The organism is Aquabacterium olei, assembly GCF_003100395.1.
GTDB classification, from domain to species: domain Bacteria; phylum Pseudomonadota; class Gammaproteobacteria; order Burkholderiales; family Burkholderiaceae_C; genus Aquabacterium; species Aquabacterium olei.
This window is the reverse complement of the sequence record NZ_CP029210.1, coordinates 980012-1000121: the sequence shown is the minus strand read 5'-3', so window position 1 is coordinate 1000121 and position 20110 is coordinate 980012. Positions and strand designations below refer to the sequence as shown.

Sequence of the window (20110 nt, the reverse complement as noted above, 5' to 3'; positions counted from 1 at the left end):
TCAGCCCATTTCGTAGCCCAGCGGCTGCGGCGGGCGGGTGATCGGCAGGCCCCGCCAGGATGCCGGCTGCGCGTAGTACAGCGTCATCCCCCGCTCGCGGGCCCAGTAGAACAGCCGGCGCTGCGGGGATTCCCATGGCGCCCGCGCCATCCAGGCCACCAGCGCCTCACGCTCTTCGAACTGCAGCGAAGCAAAGCCGTCGCCATAGCGGTCCAACCAGGCGCAGCCCACTTCCGCCAGCCGCAGAAGCTCGGGCTGCGTCTGGGCCTCGGCCCACATCTGCTGCGGCACCCGCAAGGCCGAGGCCGCAGGGGTGAGCTCATCTGCCGGAATGAGGTGATCGAGCAAGGCAATGAGGGCCGCGGGCGGTGCAGGCGTCGCCCGTGCACGCGGGGCGCGGCGGACCGACGCGGCCGCATCTGCCCGTGCCAGCCAGCCCAGCAGACCACCAGTCAGCAACGCCCCCAGCAACCAACGACGCCGCCACTGCGGCAGGCTGGGCCAGGTGGGCGTTGCGTGGCGGGCCATGGCGCGGCGTCAGTGGTTCTCGCGCGCGTGGTTGATCGTGTACTTCGGGATCTCGACCGTCAGATCTTGACCGGCCACGATGGCCTGGCAGCTCAGACGCGAATCGGGCTCCAGGCCCCACGCGCGGTCCAGCAGGTCCTCTTCGGTGTCCTCGATCTCGTTGAGGCTGTTGAAGCCCTCGCGCACGATGACGTGGCAGGTGGTGCACGCCGCGCTCATGTCGCAGGCGTGCTCGATTTCGATGTGGTTCTCCAGCAGGGCTTCGCAGATGCTGGTGCCGGGCTTGGCCGTGATCTGGGCGCCCTGCGGGCACAGCGTGGCGTGGGGCAGGATCTTGATGATGGGCATGATCGGGGGCTCGGTCGGTGAGCGTATTCTGGGGCAGGCTCGCGCGCGGGTTCAGAGCTGGTCGAGCTGGCGTCCGGCCAGGGCCTGGCGAATGCTGCGGTTCATGCGCTCTGCGGCAAAGGCCTCGGTGCCCTGGGCCAGGGCCTTGGTGGCGGCCTCCAGCGCTTCGAGGTCACCGCGGTCGCAGCGGGCGCCGATCTGCGCCATCAGCGTGTCGATCTGGGCCCGCTGCTCGGGCGTCAGCAGGTCGCCATCGGCGGCCAGCGCGGTGCGGGTCGCCTCCAGCATGCGCTCGGCTTCCACACGGGCTTCACGCAGCGCGCGGTCCTTCATGTCTGACGCCGCGGTGGTGAAGCCCTCTCGCAGCATGTGGGCCACCTGTTCGTCGCTCAGACCGTAGCTGGGCTTGACCACGACAGACGCCTCGACGCCCGACAGCTGCTCGCGCGCCGACACGCTCAGCAGCCCGTCGGCATCGACCTGGAAGCTCACGCGGATGCGGGCGGCACCGGCGGCCATCGGCGGGATGCCGCGCAGCTCGAAGCGGGCCAGCGAGCGGCAATGCTCGACCTGCTCGCGCTCGCCCTGCACCACGTGCACCGCCAGCGCGGTCTGGCCGTCCTTGAAGGTGGTGAAGTCCTGCGCGCGGGCGCACGGGATGGGGGTGTTGCGCGGGATGATGCGCTCAACCAGCCCGCCCATGGTCTCCAGACCGAGCGACAGCGGCAGCACGTCGAGCAGCAGCAGTTCACCCTTGTCGTTGTTACCGGCCAGCTGGTTGGCCTGGATGGCCGCGCCGAGCGCCACCACCTCGTCGGGGTTCAGGTCGGTCAGCGGCGTCTGGCCGAAGAAGGTGCCGACGGCATTGCGCACGGCCGGCATGCGGGTCGAGCCGCCCACCATGACCACGCCCTTGACCTCGTCGGGCTTGACCTTGGCATCGCGCAGCACGCGCTTGACCGCCGTCAGTGTCTTGTCGATCAGCGGGCGGGCCAGCTGGGCCAGCTCTTCGCGGGTGATGCTGGCGGACAGCATGCCACCGGACAGCGCGCACGCCAGGTGGGTGCTGCCATCCGTCGAGAGCTTTTCCTTGGCGCGGCGTGCAGCCACCAGCACGGCGCGCTTGTCCTGTGGCGTCACCGCCTGCATCTGCGCCTGGGCCAGCGCATGGTCGGCCAGCACATGGTCGATGTCGTCACCGCCCAGGGCCGAATCGCCGCCGGTGGCCACCACCTCGAACACGCCGCGGCTGAGTTGCAGCAGCGAGATGTCGAAGGTGCCGCCGCCCAGGTCGTAGATCGCGTAGAGCCCTTCGGCGCTGTTGTCCAGGCCATAGGCGATGGCGGCGGCCGTGGGCTCGTTGAGCAGGCGCAGCACGTTGATGCCGGCCATCTGCGCGGCGTCCTTGGTGGCCTGGCGCTGGGCGTCGTCGAAGTACGCGGGCACGGTGATGACCGCGCCGAACAGGTCGTCGTTGAAGGTGTCTTCGGCACGCTGGCGCAGGCTGGCCAGGATTTCGGCGGAGACCTCGACCGGGCTCTTGCTGCCGGCCACGGTGTTCACGTGCACCATGCCGGGCGCGTCTTCCAGCTGGTACGGCAGGCGGCTGGTGTCACCCAGGTCGGCCAGCTTGCGGCCCATGAAGCGCTTGACCGACACCACCGTGTTGACCGGGTCTTCGGCTTGCGCGTGCAGCGCGTCGAAGCCGATCTGGCGGCGCACCTGGCCGTTGGCCGGGTCGGTGAAGTAACGCACCGCCGAGGGCAGGATCACGCGTCCCTGTTCATCGGGCAGGCACTCGGCCGAGCCGTGGCGCACGGCGGCCACGAGCGAGTGGGTGGTGCCCAGGTCGATGCCCACCGCGATGCGGCGCTGGTGGGGGTCGGGCGATTGTCCGGGTTCGGAGATTTGCAGCAGGGCCATGGGGATGAGGCTGTTGCGGTGCTCACGCACCGTCTTCGTAACGTTCGAGGCGGGCGTCGATCTCGTCGGTCAGACGGTCGATGAACATGAGGGCGCGCACTTCCTGTGCCGCCTGGGCGGGGTTGCCGTCGACATCGAGCAGCTGGGTGACGCGGGCCAGACGCGCCTTGCGCTGGGCCGACACCTCGTCGGCCAGCGTCTGCACGGCGTCGACGTTGTCGGCCTCTTCCAGCGCTTCACGCCACTGCATCTGCTGCATGAGGAAGTCGCCCGGCATGGCCGTGTTGCTCTCGGACTGCACCGGCACGCCGGCCAGCTCGCAGAGGTAGGCTGCGCGCTTGAGCGGGTCCTTCAGGCGCTGGTGCGCCTCGTTGACGCGCACGGCCCATTGCATGGCGATGCGCTGCGACGCGGCGCCGTCGGCCGCAAAGCGGTCGGGGTGCACCTGCGCCTGCAGGGTTTTCCAGGCGGCATCGAGCTGAGCCCGGTCGAGCTGAAAGGCCTTGTGCAGGCCCAGGAGGGTGAAGTCGTCGGCGTCGATGTTCATGGCCACAAACCTGTCCGGTCGAAAAAGCGAAACCCCACCACGGGGTGGGGCTTCATCCGACGCAAGGCAATGCCTTGCCGGTGCGGGCGGGCCAGCCCGGCGCCGCGCGCACGGGGAGCCCGGTTGCCCTCACCTCAGATGCGGAAGGACTCCCCGCAGCCGCAACGATCGCGCTCGTTGGGGTTGTTGAACTTGAAGCCTTCGTTCAGGCCCTCGCGCACGAAGTCGAGCTGCGTGCCGTCGATGTAGGGCAGGCTCTTGGGGTCGACGATGATCTTGACGCCCAGTTGCTCGAAGACCATGTCTTCCGGGTTCACCTCGTCGGCGAACTCGATCTTGTAGGCCAGACCCGAGCAGCCGGTGGTCTTGACGCCCAGGCGCACGCCCACGCCCTTGCCGCGGCGGGCAATGTAGCGGGTGATGTGGCGTGCCGCCGCCTCGGTCAGGCCGACGGACATGGTCTCGGAGACGGGGGCGATCTCGGCGAGCGGCCCGTTGCCCGGGCCACTGGTGCACGAAGCAGCGGTGGCAGTGTCAGCCTGCATTCTTGGCCTTGTAGTCGTTGACGGCGGCTTTGATCGCATCTTCCGCCAGGATGGAGCAGTGGATCTTGACCGGAGGCAAGGCCAGCTCTTCCGCGATGGCGGTGTTCTTGATCTCGAGCGCCTCGTCCAGCGTCTTGCCGCGCACCCATTCGGTGACCAGCGAGCTCGACGCGATGGCCGAACCGCAGCCGTAGGTCTTGAAACGGGCGTCTTCGATCACGCCGGTGGACGGGTTGACCTTGATCTGCAGCTTCATCACGTCGCCGCAGGCCGGGGCGCCGACCATGCCGGTGCCGACCGATTCGTCGCCCTTGTCGAACGAGCCCACGTTGCGGGGGTTTTCGTAGTGGTCAATGACCTTGTCGCTGTATGCCATGGTGATACTCCGGTTCGATCAGTGCGCCGACCACTGAATGGTGTTCAGGTCGATGCCATCCTTGTACATGTCCCACAGGGGCGAGAGCTCGCGCAGCTTGGCGACGCGCTCCTTCAGGGTCGTCACCACGAAGTCGATTTCTTCTTCGGTGGTGAAGCGGCCGATGGTCATGCGCAGGGAACTGTGGGCCAGCTCGTCGCTGCGGCCCAGGGCGCGCAGCACATAGCTGGGCTCGAGGCTGGCCGAGGTACAGGCCGAGCCCGACGACACGGCGATACCCTTGATGCCCATGATCAGCGACTCGCCTTCCACGAAGTTGAACGAGACATTGAGGTTGTGGGGCACACGGCGCTCGAGGTCGCCATTCAGGAAGATCTGCTCGATTTCCTGCAGGCCATTCCACAGGCGCTGGCGCAGGGCCAGCACGCGGGCGTTCTCGGCCTGCATTTCTTCCTTTGCGATGCGGAAGGCTTCGCCCATGCCGACGATCTGGTGCGTGGGCAGGGTGCCCGAGCGCATGCCACGCTCGTGGCCGCCGCCGTGCATCTGCGCTTCGATGCGGATGCGCGGCTTGCGGCGCACATACAGCGCGCCGATGCCCTTGGGGCCGTAAGTCTTGTGCGAGGCCAGGCTCATCAGGTCGACGGGCAGGGTTTTGAGGTCGATCTCGACCTTGCCGGTGGCCTGGGCGGCGTCCACGTGGAAGACGATGCCCTTCTCACGGCACAGCGCGCCGATGGCCGGGATGTCCTGAATGACGCCGATCTCGTTGTTGACCATCATCACCGAGATGAGGATGGTGTCGGGGCGGATGGCGGCCTTCAGCACGTCGAAGTCCAGCAGGCCGTCGTCCTTGACATCGAGGTAGGTGGCTTCGAACCCCTGGCGCTCGAGTTCACGCACGGTGTCGAGCACGGCCTTGTGCTCGGTCTTGACCGTGATGATGTGCTTGCCGCGGGTCTTGTAGAAGTGCGCGGCGCCCTTGATGGCCAGGTTGTTCGACTCGGTGGCACCCGAAGTCCAGACAATCTCGCGGGGGTCGGCGCCAATCAGGTCGGCCACTTGGGTGCGGGCCTTCTCGACGGCCTCTTCCGCTTCCCAGCCGTAGGCGTGGGTGCGGGACGCCGGATTGCCGAAGTGCTCACGCAGCCAGGGGATCATGGCGTCCACGACGCGCGGGTCGACCGGGGTCGTCGCGCCGTAGTCCATGTAGATCGGGAAGTGCGGGGTCATGTCCATGATGGGGACTCAAACAGGCTGGCGCCAGGGCACCTGCGGCCATCGGCCGACGGTGCACACGTCGCTGGTTCTTCTTGTGGGCTGTGGGGCAGCGTAAAACGTTCGATTATCGCGTCTGGCGTCCGCCGGCAGGCACCGGCGGCGGCCAAGGCCCTCATTTTGTGAGGGCCGCTCCGAGCGCAAAAACGGAATTCGGGGCGGTGACCTTGATCGGTTTGACCACCGGCTGCGTGGAAATCGCGCGCTTGATGGGCTGGGCTTCGACCGAGACGCCCTTGGCAATCTGGTCTTCCACCAGCTTCTTCAGGCTGATCGAGTCGAGGTATTCGATCATCTTGTTGTTGAGCGCCGTCCAGAGGTCGTGCGTCATGCAGCGGCCGCCGTCGTCGCCCATGCAATTTTCCTTGCCGCCGCAGCCGGTGGCGTCGATGGGCTCGTCGACGGCGACGATGATGTCAGCAACAGTGATGTCTTCGGCCTTGCGGCCCAGCGAATAGCCGCCGCCGGGGCCGCGCGTGCTTTCCACCAGCTCGTGGCGGCGCAGCTTGCCGAACAGTTGCTCGAGGTAGGACAACGAGATCTGCTGACGCTGGCTGATGGCCGCCAGGGCCACCGGGCCGGTGTGCTCGCGCAGGGCGAGGTCGATCATCGCGGTGACCGCAAAACGGCCTTTGGTCGTCAAACGCATGGCTAACTCCTTGGTCAGGAACTCGGGAAGGCGCGGGAGACGCCCAGGTGACCGTCGTGCGACCCAGCAGGATCACTGCCAGTTCCGGATAACCCTATTCCCGAGTGATTAGCTCGATTATAGAGATCCCCACTGTTTTGGTCAACTACACGTCCGGGGTTACCCCAGCAATGGCCTCAATCGCCCTGATAGTCTTGGTCAATGAGGGTCGTACGGGTCAGGTACCCCCTGAGCGCCAGCAAATGACGATCCCGCGAAAACAGCAAGCGGTCGTGGGTCGGTTCACGTGACCCATTGTGACCACGGGTTGGCGGCCCGCATGGCCACCGGCCGCGCAAAGCGCGGCAAGCCGAGGTCAGGCCGCCTGCTGTGCGCGCTCGACGCGCGTCAGACGCAGGTCACGGCCAGGTGCCACGAACACACCCTCCTCGGGCATGTCGAGCCGCTCCCCGTTGGCGAGCCGGAACTCGACCAGCCCGGTCGGCTCCCATTGCCCGAACGGGTCCGAGCCGACCGGCAGCCTGACGAGGTGTTCAAAGGCATGCACCGTGTGCAGACGTCCTTGCGGGTCGCGGGCACACAGGGTGTCCAGGCGATGCAGTTGCTTGTCCATGATGGAACTCCTGCCTGAACGGCTGGCCCGTCACCGCGACGGGCCACGACCGGAGGACGACTGTACGCCCGCGCTTCACCTCGCACAATCTCAGCCTGTGTGCGCTGTGCGGCCATGCACGCGCCGCGCTGCCTGCACGGCAGCGGCGCGGCGTTTGTGCTGCCAGCGCCAGCATCCCGTCACGCCGAGCACCAGCGGCAGCACCCCGCTGAGCAGGATGAGGATGCGCCCCGGCCAGCCGGCCACTTCGCCGTTGTGCAGGGGGTGCAGCCAGGCGAACAGCGTGTCGGCGGCACCGGCGCTCAAGCCGTCTCGCACACCGACGACCTCGCCAGTGGCCGCATCCAGCCACACCTGGGTGCGCGGAAAGCGCCGGCTGGGCTCGCCGGCTTGCCACAGCTGCACCCGCAACAGGCCGCCCACACGCGGCGCCGACTCGACCCAGCGAGGCTGCGCGCCGGGAAAGACGCCCTGCGCCACGCTCACCGCCTGCGCCAGCGCCATCACCGGCGGCCCGCTGACCTGCACCGGCGGCGGCTGGAACACCGGCGACACGTGGTTCAGCCAGGGCGTGATCTGACGCTGCCAGGTCAACAGCACCCCGGTCAGGCACAGCATCAGCAACAGCACGGCCCCGCCGGCCCCCGCCAGCTTGTGCAGGTCGTACACGCGGCGCTCCGGAGCGGCATCGCGCTTGAACGACCACGCCTGGGCCCATCGCCCCGAGCGGGGCCACCACAGCACCAGCCCGCTCACCAGCGACACCGTCATGAGCACGCCGAGCACACCGACGGCATGCCGCCCCGGCGTGTCGAGCAGCAGGCTGTAGTGCAGGTCGTAGAGCCAGGTCCACGGCTCCTGGCCCCAGAAGGCGGTGTGGTGCACGCGCTGCCCGGCGGTGTCCAGCCAAACCATGCGCGGCGCGAAGCTCTGGCCGCGGGTTTCAGCGGGCTGCAGGTAGCGGGCCACCACGGGGTCGCCCGCATTCAGCGGCAACTCGATGCGCCAGGGGCCATCGCGCGTGGGCTCGCTGGCGTGCAGCGTCGTCAGCACGGCGTCGAGATCGACCGGTGCGGGCTGCGCGTGCGCTGCCGGCACCGGTCGACCTGCGTTGAGCAGCTCGCGGTACACCACGAGCACGCTGCCGCTCAAGCCGATCAGCACCCAGAACACCAGCAAGGCCAGCCCCAGCCAGCGATGGATCTGCATCCACCGCCCCCGCGCCCGATTGCCAGGCGCACCTTTGCGCATCCCGTACATGGTCAGAAGCCCAGTTGCGCGGCCAGCGTCACGGCGCGGCCATCGGCCGGCGCGTGCAGGCTCTGGCTGCCATCCCACCACACGTATTCGTGCCGGCGATCGAACAGGTTCTTCACCTGGAGATCCAGCGTGAGCGTCGGCGACCAGCGATGGCGCACCTGGAGGTCGGCCACCACGAACTGGCCGTATCGGCCGTGGGTGTTGGTCTGCTCCAGGTGGTAGCTGCTTTGCGCCCGGGCGGCCAGGGTGCCTTCCCAGTCATCGCGCGGCTGCCAGCGCACGCCCAGCGCGGCCAGCACGTGGGGCACGTGGTCCACCTCCTTGCCACGGGTCAGGGGCGCGGAGGGGTCCGGGTCGACGATGCGGGCGCGCTGCAGCGTCAGGCTGGCCCAGGCACTGAGGCGATCCTGGACACGGGCGTTGAGTTGCAGGTCCTGCCCGTCGCGCCGCGTGCGGCCCAGGTTGGCAGAGTCGTTGGACGGGTCGTTCAAGCGGCGATAGACCTCGTCCGAGGCGATCTGCGTCCAGCTTGCCAGGCGTCCCTCCAGCCAGTCGGCCACGCGAAACTTCCAGCCCAGCTCCCAGCCTTCATTGATCGAGGGCGTGAGGTCCGTCGTGCGCGGGGGCACGAGGTAGCTGGCAGCGCCCACGCCGATCTGGAAGGTGCGTCCCCAGTTGGCATACACGCTGTGCGCCTTCACGGGCGCATAGACCACGCTCAGTTTGGGTTGCCGGATGTTGCCGTAGTCGTTGATGCCCAGCGTGCGGCCGTTCAGGCCATCGCGCAGGCTGCCGGAGAAGCGATCGACTCGCCAGGCGGGCAACACCGTCCACGCTGGATGGGGCTTGATCACCGCCTGGACGTAGGCACCGGTGTTGTCGAGCGCGAAGGCCTGATTGCGTGTCTGGCTCTGGCGCTGCTGGCTCGTCGTGAGAAAGCGCAGGCTGGCGTTGTCCTGCCATTCACGCTGCGCCCCCGCCTCCAGCTGCAGCAGGGGGTGCACGCGCCATGTGACGCTGCCCAGCATGCCGCGGTGGGTTTCCTGCACCAACCGCTCCTGCTGGCTCACGTTGCCGGAGAAGGTCACGTAGCGGCGATCGTCGAGTTCGTTGCGCCAGGCGCGTGCCGACCACGTCACACCTCGGGTGCCCTCGCCTTCTGCGTGCAGGCTCAGTTGGTTCATGCGTCGAAGGTCGTCGTCGGTGGCGTTCCATGCAGCCGATTGCCGGCGGTCCGCAAGGCGCTGCGCCCGCGTCAGGTATCCGGGCTCGTCGGCATGGGCTTCATGGCTTCGCGCCACCAGCCCGGCGCGCCAGCCCAGGCCTTGGGGCTCGTAGAACCACTTGCCCGTGAAGCTGCGCTTGTCGCTCTCGGCATGGTCGCGGTAGCCGGCGCCGCGGCGCACGCCCAGAAAGTAGTTCTGCTGCCAGCCGGTGTCGCTCTGCAGGGCCTTGGCCACCTGCAACTCGCCGGCACCAAACTGCCCGACGCTGACACGCGCAGCCCCCTCGTTGCCGCCCTGACGCGTGATGACCTGCGCGTGGCCGGCAATGGCGTGGAGCCCCCAGCGGGGGTCGTTGGTGCCCCGCACCACCTCGATGCGCTCGATTTCCAGCGGCGACACCATGTCGAGGTAGGGCATGTTGCCGTCGTTGCTGTTCGACGGGATGCCATCGATCAGCAGCTTGACGGCGTTGATGTTGCCTTCGCCATTGAAGCCGCGGAAGGAGGGCTTGCCGGACGTGGTGCCCTGCCGGAACTCGGTGAGCATGACGCCCGGCACGGCGCTGAACAACTCCCATGACTGGTCGACGCTGCGCGACTGAACCACGTCGGCGTTGACCAGGTCGACCGACGCGGCCAGGCGCCGGCTGGACAGCAGGCTGGGTCGGCTGGCCGTGACGCCGACCTGGCCCAGGGTGAGCGAGCCGGCGTCACCCGGGGCCAGGTCCGCAGAAGGCGAGGAAGGCGTTGCCGGGTCGGCAGCAGACGCCCGAATGGGCTGGATGGAGAGCAGCGCGGCGGCACAGATGGCCGTGATGCTGCCAGCGGCCGCGTGGATGCGGCAAGAGGCAATGGACATGGTGGTAGCAAGCTGGATGGCCACGGACCGGGACGGCCCTCGTGGGCCGGCGGTCACGTCGAGCGCGGTCATGCAGACGGCAAAAGCCGGCGTGACGGCGTGCAGACGCCAGACGCCCGGGCATCTGCGCCCGGGGCGGCGCACATCAGGCTTGCAAGGGAGGGCCCGTCGACCAGGGCGCGGCCCACGCGAACAGCGGCCGCGGGGCCTGCAGGAACAAGGCGGGCAGGTGCCCGCCCGAAGCGAGCAAAACCGGAACACGGAGCACGGCGGGCGGTGGTGCCCACCCCGCGTGCTGGAGCCCGCACAGCGGACAATCGTCCTGGGCCGCATAGAGGGCCGCACGGGATTCGTCGCCGCCTCCATCGACCCGCATCAGGCGCACCGACTGGTGAGTTTCGCTGCTGCCACACACCACCTGCCACACGGGCACACCGGCCGCCGACTGCAACAGACGCGTCAGCGTGGGCGCCAGCACGGCCACGCACACCCACGCCAGCACCAGCGGGGCCAGCCAGCGGGCGCGACGCAGCAGTGACAAAGGGGGGGCCAAACGCATGAGGGCAGTGTAGCGGGCTCTCGCCCACCCACTGCCCTCTTCACTCAATGCGCCAGCCGCGTGGCTCAGCTGCCGATGCGGCCGCCGTCGTCCTTGGTGATCATCACCGTGGCCGAACGCGGACGGGCCACGTTGCCACCGGCACCGTACCCGGCGTTGCCCGGCCAGTGGCTGGTGTAGCCGGCGCGGTTGGTCACGTCGCTGGTGTCCTCACCCGGGTGCTGCACGTTGATGAACATCACCTTGCCATCCGGCGTTTCAGCCAGGCCGGTGATCTCGCACTGCGACGGCCCCACCAGGAAGCGCTTCAGCGTCGACTCGGTCGGCTTCTTGCCCACCTTGGTGGTGACCGAGGTTGCGCCGTAGTTCAACGTCACATTGCTGCCGTCGCCCACCGTGCCCGGCACGCCGGCCAGCATCATGCAGTTCGTGACGTCGGTGTAGGCGCCGTCGTCGGTCTGGATCCAGCAGATGCCGGTGGCCTTGCTGAACACCAGGCCGTCCGGGCTGGAGAAGTCCTGGTCGTCGGTCAGGCTCGACAGGTTGATCAGCGTGGGCGAGGCGGCCGATTCGGCGCCGAACAGGTAGACGTCCCACGTGAAGGTGAGCGCGCCCGGCTCGCCGCCGGTCTCTTTGATGCGCACGATGTGGCCGTTGACGTTGCCCGACTGGGTGGTGCTGACGCCCTTGATGTCGGTATAACCGCGCGGGTTGGCGGCGTCCACGCCAATCTGGCTGCCGGTGGGGCTGACACGGCGGTTGCTGTTGTTGGTCATGGTGAAGTACACCTCGCCCGTGGTCGGGTGGGTGCCACACCATTCGGGGCGGTCCATCTTGGTTGCGCCCACGGCGTCGGCCGCCAGGCGGCTGTGGATGGCGACATCGCCCTCGTCATCGAAGACGTAGGTGGTGTAGCCGGCCACCGTCGGGTTGTTCAGGCTCAGCTCGACCCAGTCGCCCGAACCATCACTGTTGAACTTGGCCACGTACAGCTTGCCGCTGTCTAGGTACTTGTCGCCGGTGGCCACGCGGTTGGCGGGGTTGGCATCGGCAGCAGACCAGGTGGCCGTGCTCACGAACTTGTAGACATACTCGCCACGCGAATCGTCGCCCATGTAGACGGCCAGCGGCTTGCCCACCACGGGGTTCGAGAAGGCCGCGCTTTCGTGGGCGAAGCGGCCCAGCGCGGTGCGTTTCTTGATCACCGAGGTGGCGCTGTACGGATCGATCTCGGTCATGTAGCCCTGACCATTGATCTCGAAGCGGTAGTCTTGGCTGCCGTCCGCGGCCACGGCCGTGTTCAGCGTCATGTCCCAGCGGGCGTACTTGTCATCCGCGCCGGCGGTTTCCCAGTTGTAGCGGCTGGCACCTTCGCCACGGCCATAGCGGTTGAGTGCCACGTTGGCGTCTGCGCCCAGCACCGTGGCGCGGTTGGCGGCGTCGCCCGCGGTGCGCTTGAAGTAGCCCGACCAGTTTTCTTCACCGGTCAGCAGCGTGCCCCACGGGGTCTTGCCGGTGCCACAGTTGTTCAGCGTGCCGCGGGTCTTGGTGCCATCGGCCGAGAACTTCGTCACCAGCTTGGCATTGCCACGGGCCGGCCCGGCGATCTCGATCTCGGTCAGGCCGGTGATGCGGCGGTTGAAAGCCGAATCCAGCACCAGGGCGAACTTGCCATTGGTCTTCTTGAACTCGGTGATGGCCACGCCATGGGCATCGACTTCGATGTCCACTTCGGAGGCCACGCGGTTGGCGCCGGCGGTCGGGCCATTGGCGTGCAGGAACAGCGGGGTGATGTACTCGTGGTTCATCCCCAGCAGACAACGGTCGCTGCTGTTGGCATCCGGCGCACCGGCGGCCGACAGGCCGAAGTACTCCATGCCGTCGTGGCAGTCGCCGCTGCGGCGGTCGTAGCGGGTGTTCAGGCCATCGTCGGTGTAGGCGGACACATCCGAGAACAGGCGGTCGCCCGTGGCCAGCACCACGGTGGCGGTGTAGCCGGCCGGCACGGTCACGGTGTCGGCCAGGGTCTTGGCCACGGCGCCGAACGCGAGCAGGCGCTCCGTGGAACCGGCCGGCGTGGTCGCCGCCGGGGTGTCGTCACCGCCGCCACCGCACGCGGTGAGCGACAGGCCACCGAAGGCCGCCGTCATCGCCGTGCCGAGGCTGCCACGCAGGATGCTGCGGCGGCTCAGGCGCGCCTGAAGCACGGCATCGAACGTCGGGTTGTTCGAGGTGTTGGAGTCTTCGTTGTCGAAATCGGGGACGGACAGGTCGGTTCGCTTGTTCATGACTGCGGGTTACTACGATGAGGAGTCCGCAGATTAGTGAGCCCACATGAACGCTGGGTGACACCCCGGTGATGGTTTCATGACAGCGCCGAGACAGCCCTGTCTTCCGGACAGATCACGCCCGTCTGGCCGCCTGGATCGGCACGATGTGGTCACCGCCCGGCGCACCGAAGGCCTGCTCCTTGAGCAAGGCCAGCTGGTCGCGCAGGCGCGCCGCCTTCTCGAACTCGAGGTTACGGGCCGCTTCGAGCATGTCCTTCTCGAGCTGCTTGATGCGCCTGCCCAGGTCCTTCTCCGACAGCGCCTCCGCGCCCACCATCGACTTGGCCAGCGCCTCGGCCGCGCGCAGGTCGTCCTTGGCAGCGTTCGACATCACGCCGTCGATCAGTTCCTTGACCTTCTTGTTCACCGTGCGCGGCGTGATGCCCAGCGCTTCGTTGTGCGTGATCTGCTTGGCACGGCGCCGCTCGGTCTCACCGATGGCCTTGCGCATCGACTCGGTGATCTTGTCGGCGTACAGGATCGCCCGTCCGTTCTGGTTGCGCGCCGCACGGCCAATGGTCTGGATCAGGCTGCGCTCGGCCCGCAGGAAGCCTTCCTTGTCGGCATCCAGAATGGCCACCAGCGACACCTCGGGGATGTCCAGCCCCTCACGCAGCAGGTTGATGCCCACCAGCACATCGAAGGTGCCCAGACGCAGGTCGCGCAGGATCTCGACGCGCTCGACCGTGTCGATGTCGGAGTGCAGGTAACGCACCTTCACGCCGTTCTCGGTCAGGTAGTCGGTCAGCTGCTCGGCCATGCGCTTGGTCAGCGTGGTGATCAGCACGCGCTCGTTCTTCTCGACGCGGATGCGGATCTCCTGCAGCACGTCGTCCACCTGGTGCGTGGCCGGGCGCACTTCCACGACCGGATCCAGCAGGCCCGTGGGGCGCACCACCTGCTCGACCACGTTGCCGGTGTGCGCCTTCTCCCAATCGCCCGGCGTGGCCGACACGAACACCACCTGCCGCATCTTGCGCTCGAACTCCTCGAACTTCAGCGGGCGGTTGTCGAGCGCCGAAGGCAGGCGGAACCCGAACTCCACCAGCGTGGTCTTGCGCGCGCGGTCGCCGTTGTACATGCCGCCCAGCTGGCCGATCATCACGTGGCTCTCGTCGAGGAACATCAGCGAATCGCTGGGCATGTAGTCGACCAGCGTGGGCGGCGGATCACCCGGCTTGGCACCCGACAGATGGCGCGTGTAGTTCTCGATGCCCTTGCAGTGGCCCACCTCCTGCAACATTTCGAGGTCAAAACGCGTGCGCTGCTCGATCCGTTGCGCCTCCACCAGCTTGCCGGCGGCCACGAACTCCTTCACGCGGGTGTTCAGTTCGTGCTTGATGCCTTCGATGGCGTTGAGCACCTGCTCGCGCGGCGTCACGTAATGGCTGGAGGGGTAGACCACGAAGCGCGGAATCTTCTGGCGGATCTTGCCCGTCAGCGGGTCGAGCAGCGACAGCGCATCCACCTCGTCATCGAACAGCTCTACGCGCAGCGCCAGCTCGCTGTGTTCGGCCGGGAAGATGTCGATCGTGTCACCCCGCACGCGGAAGGTGCCGCGTGTGAAGTCCATGTCATTGCGCTTGTACTGCATGCGGATCAGCTGGGCGATCACATCCCGCTGGTCCATCTTGTCGCCCACCCGCACGATGAACCGCATCTGCGTGTAGTCCTCCGGCTTGCCGATGCCATAGATGGCCGACACGGTGGCCACGATCACCACATCCCGCCGCTCCAGCAGGCTCTTGGTGGCGCTCAGCCGCATCTGCTCGATGGCCTCGTTGATGGCGCTGTCCTTCTCGATGAAGAGGTCGCGCTGCGGCACGTAGGCTTCGGGCTGGTAGTAGTCGTAGTAGCTGACGAAGTACTCGACGGCGTTCTTGGGAAAGAACTCGCGGAACTCGGCATACAGCTGCGCGGCCAGCGTCTTGTTGGGCGCAAACACGATGGCCGGCCGGCCCACGCGGGCGATCACGTTGGCCATGGTGAAGGTCTTGCCCGAGCCCGTCACGCCCAGCAGCGTCTGGTAGCTCAGGCCGTCTTCCACGCCTTCCACCAATTGCGCGATGGCTGTGGGCTGGTCGCCCGCCGGCGGATAGGGCTGGAACAGCTCGAAGGGCGAATCGGGGTAGGACACGAACTGCCCGGCCGGTGCCCCCGTCTCATCCCCCTGCGCCGTGGATTCCGCACCCTGTGTGCGGGCTTCGCGTTGACTTGGTTCTGACATGAGGGCCACAGTGGGAATAAAATAAAGGGTTTGCCCGATTCCTCTTTCGTTACAGAGGTGGCCACAAGCCTCGGGACAAGACCCTTCAGATTACCGCAACCGACCGGAGACTGCTTGCATGGCCTCGTTGTTCGCTTCCGTTGAAATGGCTCCCCGTGACCCCATCCTGGGCCTCAACGAACAATTCAATGCCGACACCAACCCCAACAAGGTGAACCTGGGTGTGGGCGTTTACACGGACGATCAGGGCAAGCTGCCCCTGCTGAAGTGCGTGGCCGCTGCTGAGAAGCAGATGTCCGAGACCCTGAAGCCCCGCGGCTACCTGCCCATCGACGGCATTGCTGCGTATGACAAGGCCGTGCAAGGCCTGGTGTTCGGTGCCGAGCACCCCGCCGTCAAGGGCGGCCGCATCGCCACGGCCCAGGCCATTGGCGGCACAGGCGGCCTGAAGCTGGGCGCCGACTTCCTCAAGCGCCTGCAACCCAATGCCACCGTCCTGATCTCGGACCCGAGCTGGGAAAACCACCGCGCCCTGTTCGAATCGGCCGGCTTCCCGGTCGATACCTACCCGTACTACGACGCGGCCAACCGCGGCATCAACTTCGACGGCATGCTGGCCAAGCTGAAGGCTTCGCCCGCCGGCACCATCGTCGTGCTGCACGCCTGCTGCCACAACCCGACCGGCTACGACCTGACCGACGCCCAGTGGGATGAAGTCATCAACGTGGTCAAGGCCCAGGGCCTGGTCGCCTTCCTCGACATGGCCTACCAGGGCTTCGGCAATGGCATCGCCGAAGACGGCGCCGTGGTGCTGAAGTTCCTGGAAGCCGGCCTGAGCTTCTTCGTGTCCACCTCGTTCTCGAAGAGCTTCTCGCTGTACGGCGAGCGCGTCGGCGCCCTGAGCATCGTGAGCGAAACCGCCGAAGAGTGCGCCCGCGTGCTGAGCCAGCTCAAGCGCGTGATCCGCACCAACTACTCCAACCCGCCGACGCACGGCGCCCAGGTGGTGGCCACCGTGCTGAGCACGCCCGAGCTGCGCGCCATGTGGGAAGACGAGCTGGCCGGCATGCGCGACCGCATCAAGCTGATGCGCACGGCCCTGGTCAACGAACTGACCGCCGCCGGCGTGCAGGGCGACCTGAGCTACATCACCCGCCAGAAGGGCATGTTCAGCTACTCCGGCCTGAACGCCGCCCAGATGCAGCGTCTGCGCTCCGAATTCGGCATCTACGGTGTCGACTCGGGCCGCATCTGCGTGGCCGCGCTGAACACCGGTAACCTCAAGGCTGTGGCCGCTGCCATCAAGGCCGTGATGTAAATCGGCTGCGTGGGCGGCCTGACGAGGCCGCCTTCACAGCAAGACAAAGGGCTCCCGCGGGAGCCCTTTTTGTTGGCTTGCCGAGCGCCTGCTCAGCAGTTGCCCTTCTTGGCCTGGCCCGGGGGGCAGTGGTGCCCCTGCCCTGCCGGCACCACCACGCCACGCGGGTCGACCACGACCGCGGCATTGGGCGTGTAGACGGCGCAGCCATTGAGGGCGACCACGGCGGTGCACAGGGCGAAAACGATGCTGGCGTGCTTCATAAAAAGGGGCGATGAGGAACTGCGATCGGCCCATTCTACGGTGGTGCGCTCTTCCTGTCTGGCCGGCTTTCTGCGCGATAGGCCTGCCGCTCGAAGGGGTTGTCGAGGTACATGCGCCGGCCACGCAGCCCCTGCCACAGGCTGGCCAGCACATAGGCAGGCAGGAAGAACGGCCCCCACACCTCGGCCTGGCGCACGTGAACATGCTCATGGCGGCGCACACGGCGCAGTTCGGCGGCACTGACGCCCAGGATAACGTGGCCCAGCGTGATCGCGCTGAAGCCGAACGGCGCCGGTGCGCGGGCCACGAGACGCCCGATCCCTCCGCCATGGACCTCGCACGCGCCCTGCACCCATCGCGCCCGGGCACCGAACGCCACGCACACCAGCGCCAGCACGGCGCCCACCAGCGTGGTGGGCAGCGCCCAGAGGTAGGCAAGCACGCGCATGGGGCTCAGGCGGCAGGCAGGCTCCGCCAGCGAAAGAAAGCCACGATGTACCCCAGCAAGCCCAGCCCCAGGGGAAACAACCCCACCCACGGGTAGACGGCGGCGTTGGCCGAGGCGATGTCGGTGGCCAGCGCGCGGCCGGCATGCCCGTCCACCACCATGCCATAGGCCCGCACCGGCAGCTCGGCGCCAGGCTCGCCCTCGGGTTGCAGCACGTAGAAGGACAGCGCCGTCTGCCCGGGCCGCCAGGAAGCGGCCTGCTCGGTGGCACCCAGGTGGTTCAGCTCGAAGGTGCGCGCGTCGTTCGCGACACGGAACTGAACCCAGTCGCCGCGCCGGCCTGCGCTGGTGACAGTGACCTCATGCAAGGTGCCGCCCACCGCGCGATAGGCCGTGGCGTCGTCTGGCAGAGGCTGGGGCGGCCGCGCCAGAAAGAGCAAGCCCATGCCGAAGATGAGCGTGCAGATGACGAGGAACAAGACCAGATCGCGGCGGGTACGGAGTTGAAACATGGCTTGGTGGGACAACCCGGCCCAAGCATAGCCGGATCACCGCCACCCAAGCGCAGGACGGCGACCGCGCTGCCTGCGCACCATGGCCGCCACGCACGCCAGCCCGCTGACCACGAGGGCCGTGCTGGCCGGTTCAGGCACCGGCGCCAGGCCATTGGGCCCCAGCACGTTGCCCGCCGCGTCGGCGCCGGTGAAGTCCGCCACCCGGCCGCCCTGCCAGTAGGCCTCGATGCCGGTCAGCACCGCCGTCTGGCTGAAATCGGACGTGATCGATGCCCCCAGGCAGCAGGGATACACATCGGTGAGCAGCGCCACCTCCACCTCGAACGGCACGCCCCACTGCATCGAGAAATTGGCGGTGCTGGTGACCTCTGCCGAGCCAGAGAACGCGCCCGGTGCGGTCACGAAACCGCCAGGCAGGCCGGTGCTACCGCCGCGCCGGTAAGGCTCGCCGTCGTTCACCACCGTGCCCATGAAGGCATTCCAGATGCCGGCCGGCGAGCCATTGACCCGGATGCCAAGGCGCACATCGCCCTGCTGCGTATAAGGCGCGTTCGACAGGCTGCTCATCAGGCCTTCAACCAGAAAGCGGAAGTTGACCTGCCCGGGCGAGCCGGTTGCAATGCCACTGCTCGTCAACGTCACGGGCACGCTGAAGCGGGCAAAGGCAGATGACTGGTGGTAGGTGAAGGCCGATGTGCTGCCCGTCATGGTGCCCTCGGCCGCTGCGCCGAGGTTCCAGTACCCCACCCTGGCCATGGCGCTGCCGGTGTAGCTGCCCCCGCTGACCGACCCCACCGCAGTCTGCCTGGCGGTGAGCGTGCCCGTCGTGCCCGTCTGGTTCTGGATGCCCCCTTGAAGGTTGCAGCCCGCAAAGCCCTCCGTCGGCATCGTGAGGCCGGCAAACCAGCCGTCGCCGATGGTGGGGCCGCTGGTGGCGCAGGCAAAGGCGCCAGTGCCCTGCGCCACGCCGGCCACGGCCCCGGCGTAGGCTTGCAGCGCCTGGGCGGAGGCCGCGCCGGAGGCGAGCACCAATGCGCCCCCCGCGATGAGGCCCGGCAGAAGCCAGGCGCTGGAGGATGCTCGTGTCATCGCGTGCCCCTCGGCCGCCGGGATGGCGGCCGCTGCCGACCGAGTTTAGGAAGCGGACGGGCGGGCGATATCCCTAGCCGTAGGGGCGCACATCGGAACGGCGCTTGCCCTGCGTTCCCAGCCCCGGCGCAGATCGGCAGTGGGGTGTGGCGATCAGCCCGTTGTGCGCGCGGCAGGGCGGGTCGTGTTGACCCATTCCTGCACGCTGGCGCGCTGCCACTGCTCGGTGGCGTAACGGGCCAGGTGCTCGGGCACCGGGTCGCCGGCCAGCACCAGGCGGTTCAGCATCAGCGCGAGGTCGGTGTCGGCAATGCACCATGTGCCGAACAGCGTGCTGCCGTGCTGGCGCAGCCAGCCATCGGCTGCCTTGAACAGCCGCTCGGCCGCCGCCCGCGCCTCATCAGACAGCGGCGGCACCGGCGTGCGCAGAAACACCACCTCGGTGGTGCGCTCGGAGCGGATGGGCATCAGGTCGCTGCGCAGCCAGGCCTGGATCTCGCGCGCCCGGGCCCGATCCTGAACGTTGGCCGGGTAGATGGGCGTGGCCGGAAACGCCTCTTCCAGGTACTCGCAGATGGCCGACGACTCGGACAGGTTGAAGCCATCGTGGCTGAGCGTGGGCACGCGCAGCGTGCTGGAGACGCCGGCATAGCCCGCAGCCAGATGCTCGCCGCGCTGCAGATCGACCAGCGCCGATTCGAACGGGATGGCCTTTTCGCGGAGGGCGACGAACGCCGACATGGCGTAGGGAGACAGGTGGTTCGAATCGATGAAGAGTTTCATGGTGGTACGCGTGATTGCAGTAGCGAAATCGTCAGCGGAATGAAGCCGAGGCAGACCAGGCCATAAAGCAGATGGTTGCCTGAACGGGGGTCGAAGTCCAGCCAGATCTTCCGCCATGGCTTGCGCATCAGCAAGCGGCCCACGCCCACATCGAACGCTGCCATGAAGAGCGACAACCCCAGGCCCAACGCCAGGTGCGCCACGGGCGAGCGAAGGCCAATCCCGGGAACCTGCCACAGACACAAGGCAAAGGCCAGCATCGTCCCGGTGACGGCGCTGAGCTTGAGGGCCCGTTCCTTGCCGATGCGGGGTGTGATCCACACGGTTCTGACGATGCCATGCAAGGTCTCGGCCGACGCCAGCAAGACGCAGAGCGCGCCAACACGAAGAAGCGTTTCACCATCCATTCACTGCCTTTGCCGCACG

The 20110-nt window shown here is 67.5% G+C and carries 21 protein-coding genes; 1 reads left to right on the top strand and 20 read right to left on the bottom strand.

Annotation, left to right across the window (positions count from 1 at the left end; genetic code table 11):
• The 14 genes from DEH84_RS04510 to uvrB all read right to left on the bottom strand — a co-directional run bounded on the left by DEH84_RS04510 (position 1) and on the right by uvrB (position 15267).
• Positions 1-528 carry a gluconate 2-dehydrogenase subunit 3 family protein gene (locus DEH84_RS04510; RefSeq protein WP_109035155.1) on the bottom strand — a complete coding sequence of 176 codons (528 nt, stop codon included), beginning with the start codon at positions 526-528 and terminating at the stop codon, positions 1-3.
• A gap of 9 nt (positions 529-537) precedes the next feature.
• Complete coding sequence (gene fdx / locus DEH84_RS04505; RefSeq protein WP_109035153.1) at positions 538-876, bottom strand: ISC system 2Fe-2S type ferredoxin; 339 nt, start codon at positions 874-876, stop codon at positions 538-540.
• 51 nt (positions 877-927) lie between these two features.
• A complete protein-coding gene (hscA, locus tag DEH84_RS04500) occupies positions 928-2799 on the bottom strand; it encodes a Fe-S protein assembly chaperone HscA (RefSeq protein WP_109038217.1) in 1872 nt (623 codons plus the stop codon).
• Between the two features lie 22 nt (positions 2800-2821).
• A complete protein-coding gene (gene hscB, locus DEH84_RS04495; protein WP_109035151.1) occupies positions 2822-3346 on the bottom strand; it encodes a Fe-S protein assembly co-chaperone HscB in 525 nt (174 codons plus the stop codon).
• A gap of 134 nt (positions 3347-3480) precedes the next feature.
• Complete coding sequence (iscA, locus tag DEH84_RS04490; protein WP_109038216.1) at positions 3481-3804, bottom strand: iron-sulfur cluster assembly protein IscA; 324 nt, start codon at positions 3802-3804, stop codon at positions 3481-3483.
• A 76-nt stretch (positions 3805-3880) separates the two neighbouring features.
• On the bottom strand, positions 3881-4267 hold the full coding sequence (gene iscU, locus DEH84_RS04485) for a Fe-S cluster assembly scaffold IscU (RefSeq protein ID WP_109035149.1): 387 nt from the start codon (positions 4265-4267) through the stop codon (positions 3881-3883).
• Positions 4268-4285: 18 nt separating this feature from the next.
• Positions 4286-5506, bottom strand: coding sequence for an IscS subfamily cysteine desulfurase (locus DEH84_RS04480; protein WP_109035147.1), 1221 nt, complete (start codon positions 5504-5506; stop codon positions 4286-4288).
• Between the two features lie 154 nt (positions 5507-5660).
• Complete coding sequence (gene iscR, locus DEH84_RS04475; RefSeq protein ID WP_109035146.1) at positions 5661-6194, bottom strand: Fe-S cluster assembly transcriptional regulator IscR; 534 nt, start codon at positions 6192-6194, stop codon at positions 5661-5663.
• 355 nt (positions 6195-6549) lie between these two features.
• On the bottom strand, positions 6550-6807 hold the full coding sequence (locus tag DEH84_RS04470) for a hypothetical protein (protein ID WP_109035144.1): 258 nt from the start codon (positions 6805-6807) through the stop codon (positions 6550-6552).
• A gap of 90 nt (positions 6808-6897) precedes the next feature.
• Positions 6898-8016, bottom strand: coding sequence for a PepSY-associated TM helix domain-containing protein (locus tag DEH84_RS04465; protein WP_218929759.1), 1119 nt, complete (start codon positions 8014-8016; stop codon positions 6898-6900).
• 53 nt (positions 8017-8069) lie between these two features.
• Positions 8070-10151, bottom strand: coding sequence for a TonB-dependent receptor (locus DEH84_RS04460; RefSeq protein ID WP_109035140.1), 2082 nt, complete (start codon positions 10149-10151; stop codon positions 8070-8072).
• A gap of 145 nt (positions 10152-10296) precedes the next feature.
• The gene (locus DEH84_RS04455) at positions 10297-10710 is read right to left on the bottom strand and encodes a DUF2946 family protein (protein WP_109035138.1); all 414 of its coding nucleotides are present in this window, start codon (positions 10708-10710) and stop codon (positions 10297-10299) included.
• Between the two features lie 65 nt (positions 10711-10775).
• Positions 10776-12998: a PhoX family protein gene (locus DEH84_RS04450; protein WP_109035136.1), complete on the bottom strand. Its 2223-nt coding sequence runs from the start codon at positions 12996-12998 to the stop codon at positions 10776-10778.
• A 115-nt stretch (positions 12999-13113) separates the two neighbouring features.
• Positions 13114-15267 carry an excinuclease ABC subunit UvrB gene (uvrB, locus tag DEH84_RS04445; protein ID WP_109038215.1) on the bottom strand — a complete coding sequence of 718 codons (2154 nt, stop codon included), beginning with the start codon at positions 15265-15267 and terminating at the stop codon, positions 13114-13116.
• A 118-nt stretch (positions 15268-15385) separates the two neighbouring features.
• Here uvrB and DEH84_RS04440 point away from each other — a divergent pair, with 118 nt between their 5' ends.
• Positions 15386-16585 (top strand): amino acid aminotransferase, encoded by a 1200-nt coding sequence (locus DEH84_RS04440; protein ID WP_109035134.1) that lies wholly within the window; start codon positions 15386-15388, stop codon positions 16583-16585.
• 92 nt (positions 16586-16677) lie between these two features.
• Here DEH84_RS04440 and DEH84_RS19230 read toward each other — a convergent pair whose 3' ends face one another.
• The 6 genes from DEH84_RS19230 to DEH84_RS04415 all read right to left on the bottom strand — a co-directional run bounded on the left by DEH84_RS19230 (position 16678) and on the right by DEH84_RS04415 (position 20091).
• The gene (locus DEH84_RS19230) at positions 16678-16848 is read right to left on the bottom strand and encodes a hypothetical protein (RefSeq protein ID WP_170119669.1); all 171 of its coding nucleotides are present in this window, start codon (positions 16846-16848) and stop codon (positions 16678-16680) included.
• 35 nt (positions 16849-16883) lie between these two features.
• The gene (locus DEH84_RS04435; protein WP_109035132.1) at positions 16884-17297 is read right to left on the bottom strand and encodes a hypothetical protein; all 414 of its coding nucleotides are present in this window, start codon (positions 17295-17297) and stop codon (positions 16884-16886) included.
• A gap of 5 nt (positions 17298-17302) precedes the next feature.
• The gene (locus DEH84_RS04430) at positions 17303-17809 is read right to left on the bottom strand and encodes a hypothetical protein (protein WP_109035130.1); all 507 of its coding nucleotides are present in this window, start codon (positions 17807-17809) and stop codon (positions 17303-17305) included.
• Between the two features lie 36 nt (positions 17810-17845).
• On the bottom strand, positions 17846-18901 hold the full coding sequence (locus DEH84_RS04425; protein WP_159098858.1) for a hypothetical protein: 1056 nt from the start codon (positions 18899-18901) through the stop codon (positions 17846-17848).
• Positions 18902-19054: 153 nt separating this feature from the next.
• Positions 19055-19684 carry a glutathione transferase gene (gene yfcF, locus DEH84_RS04420; RefSeq protein WP_109035126.1) on the bottom strand — a complete coding sequence of 210 codons (630 nt, stop codon included), beginning with the start codon at positions 19682-19684 and terminating at the stop codon, positions 19055-19057.
• Positions 19681-20091, bottom strand: a complete 411-nt coding sequence (locus tag DEH84_RS04415; RefSeq protein WP_109035124.1) for a hypothetical protein — start codon at positions 20089-20091, stop codon at positions 19681-19683. Before DEH84_RS04415 ends, yfcF begins: the two co-directional genes overlap by 4 nt.
• Positions 20092-20110: the final 19 nt, after the last annotated feature.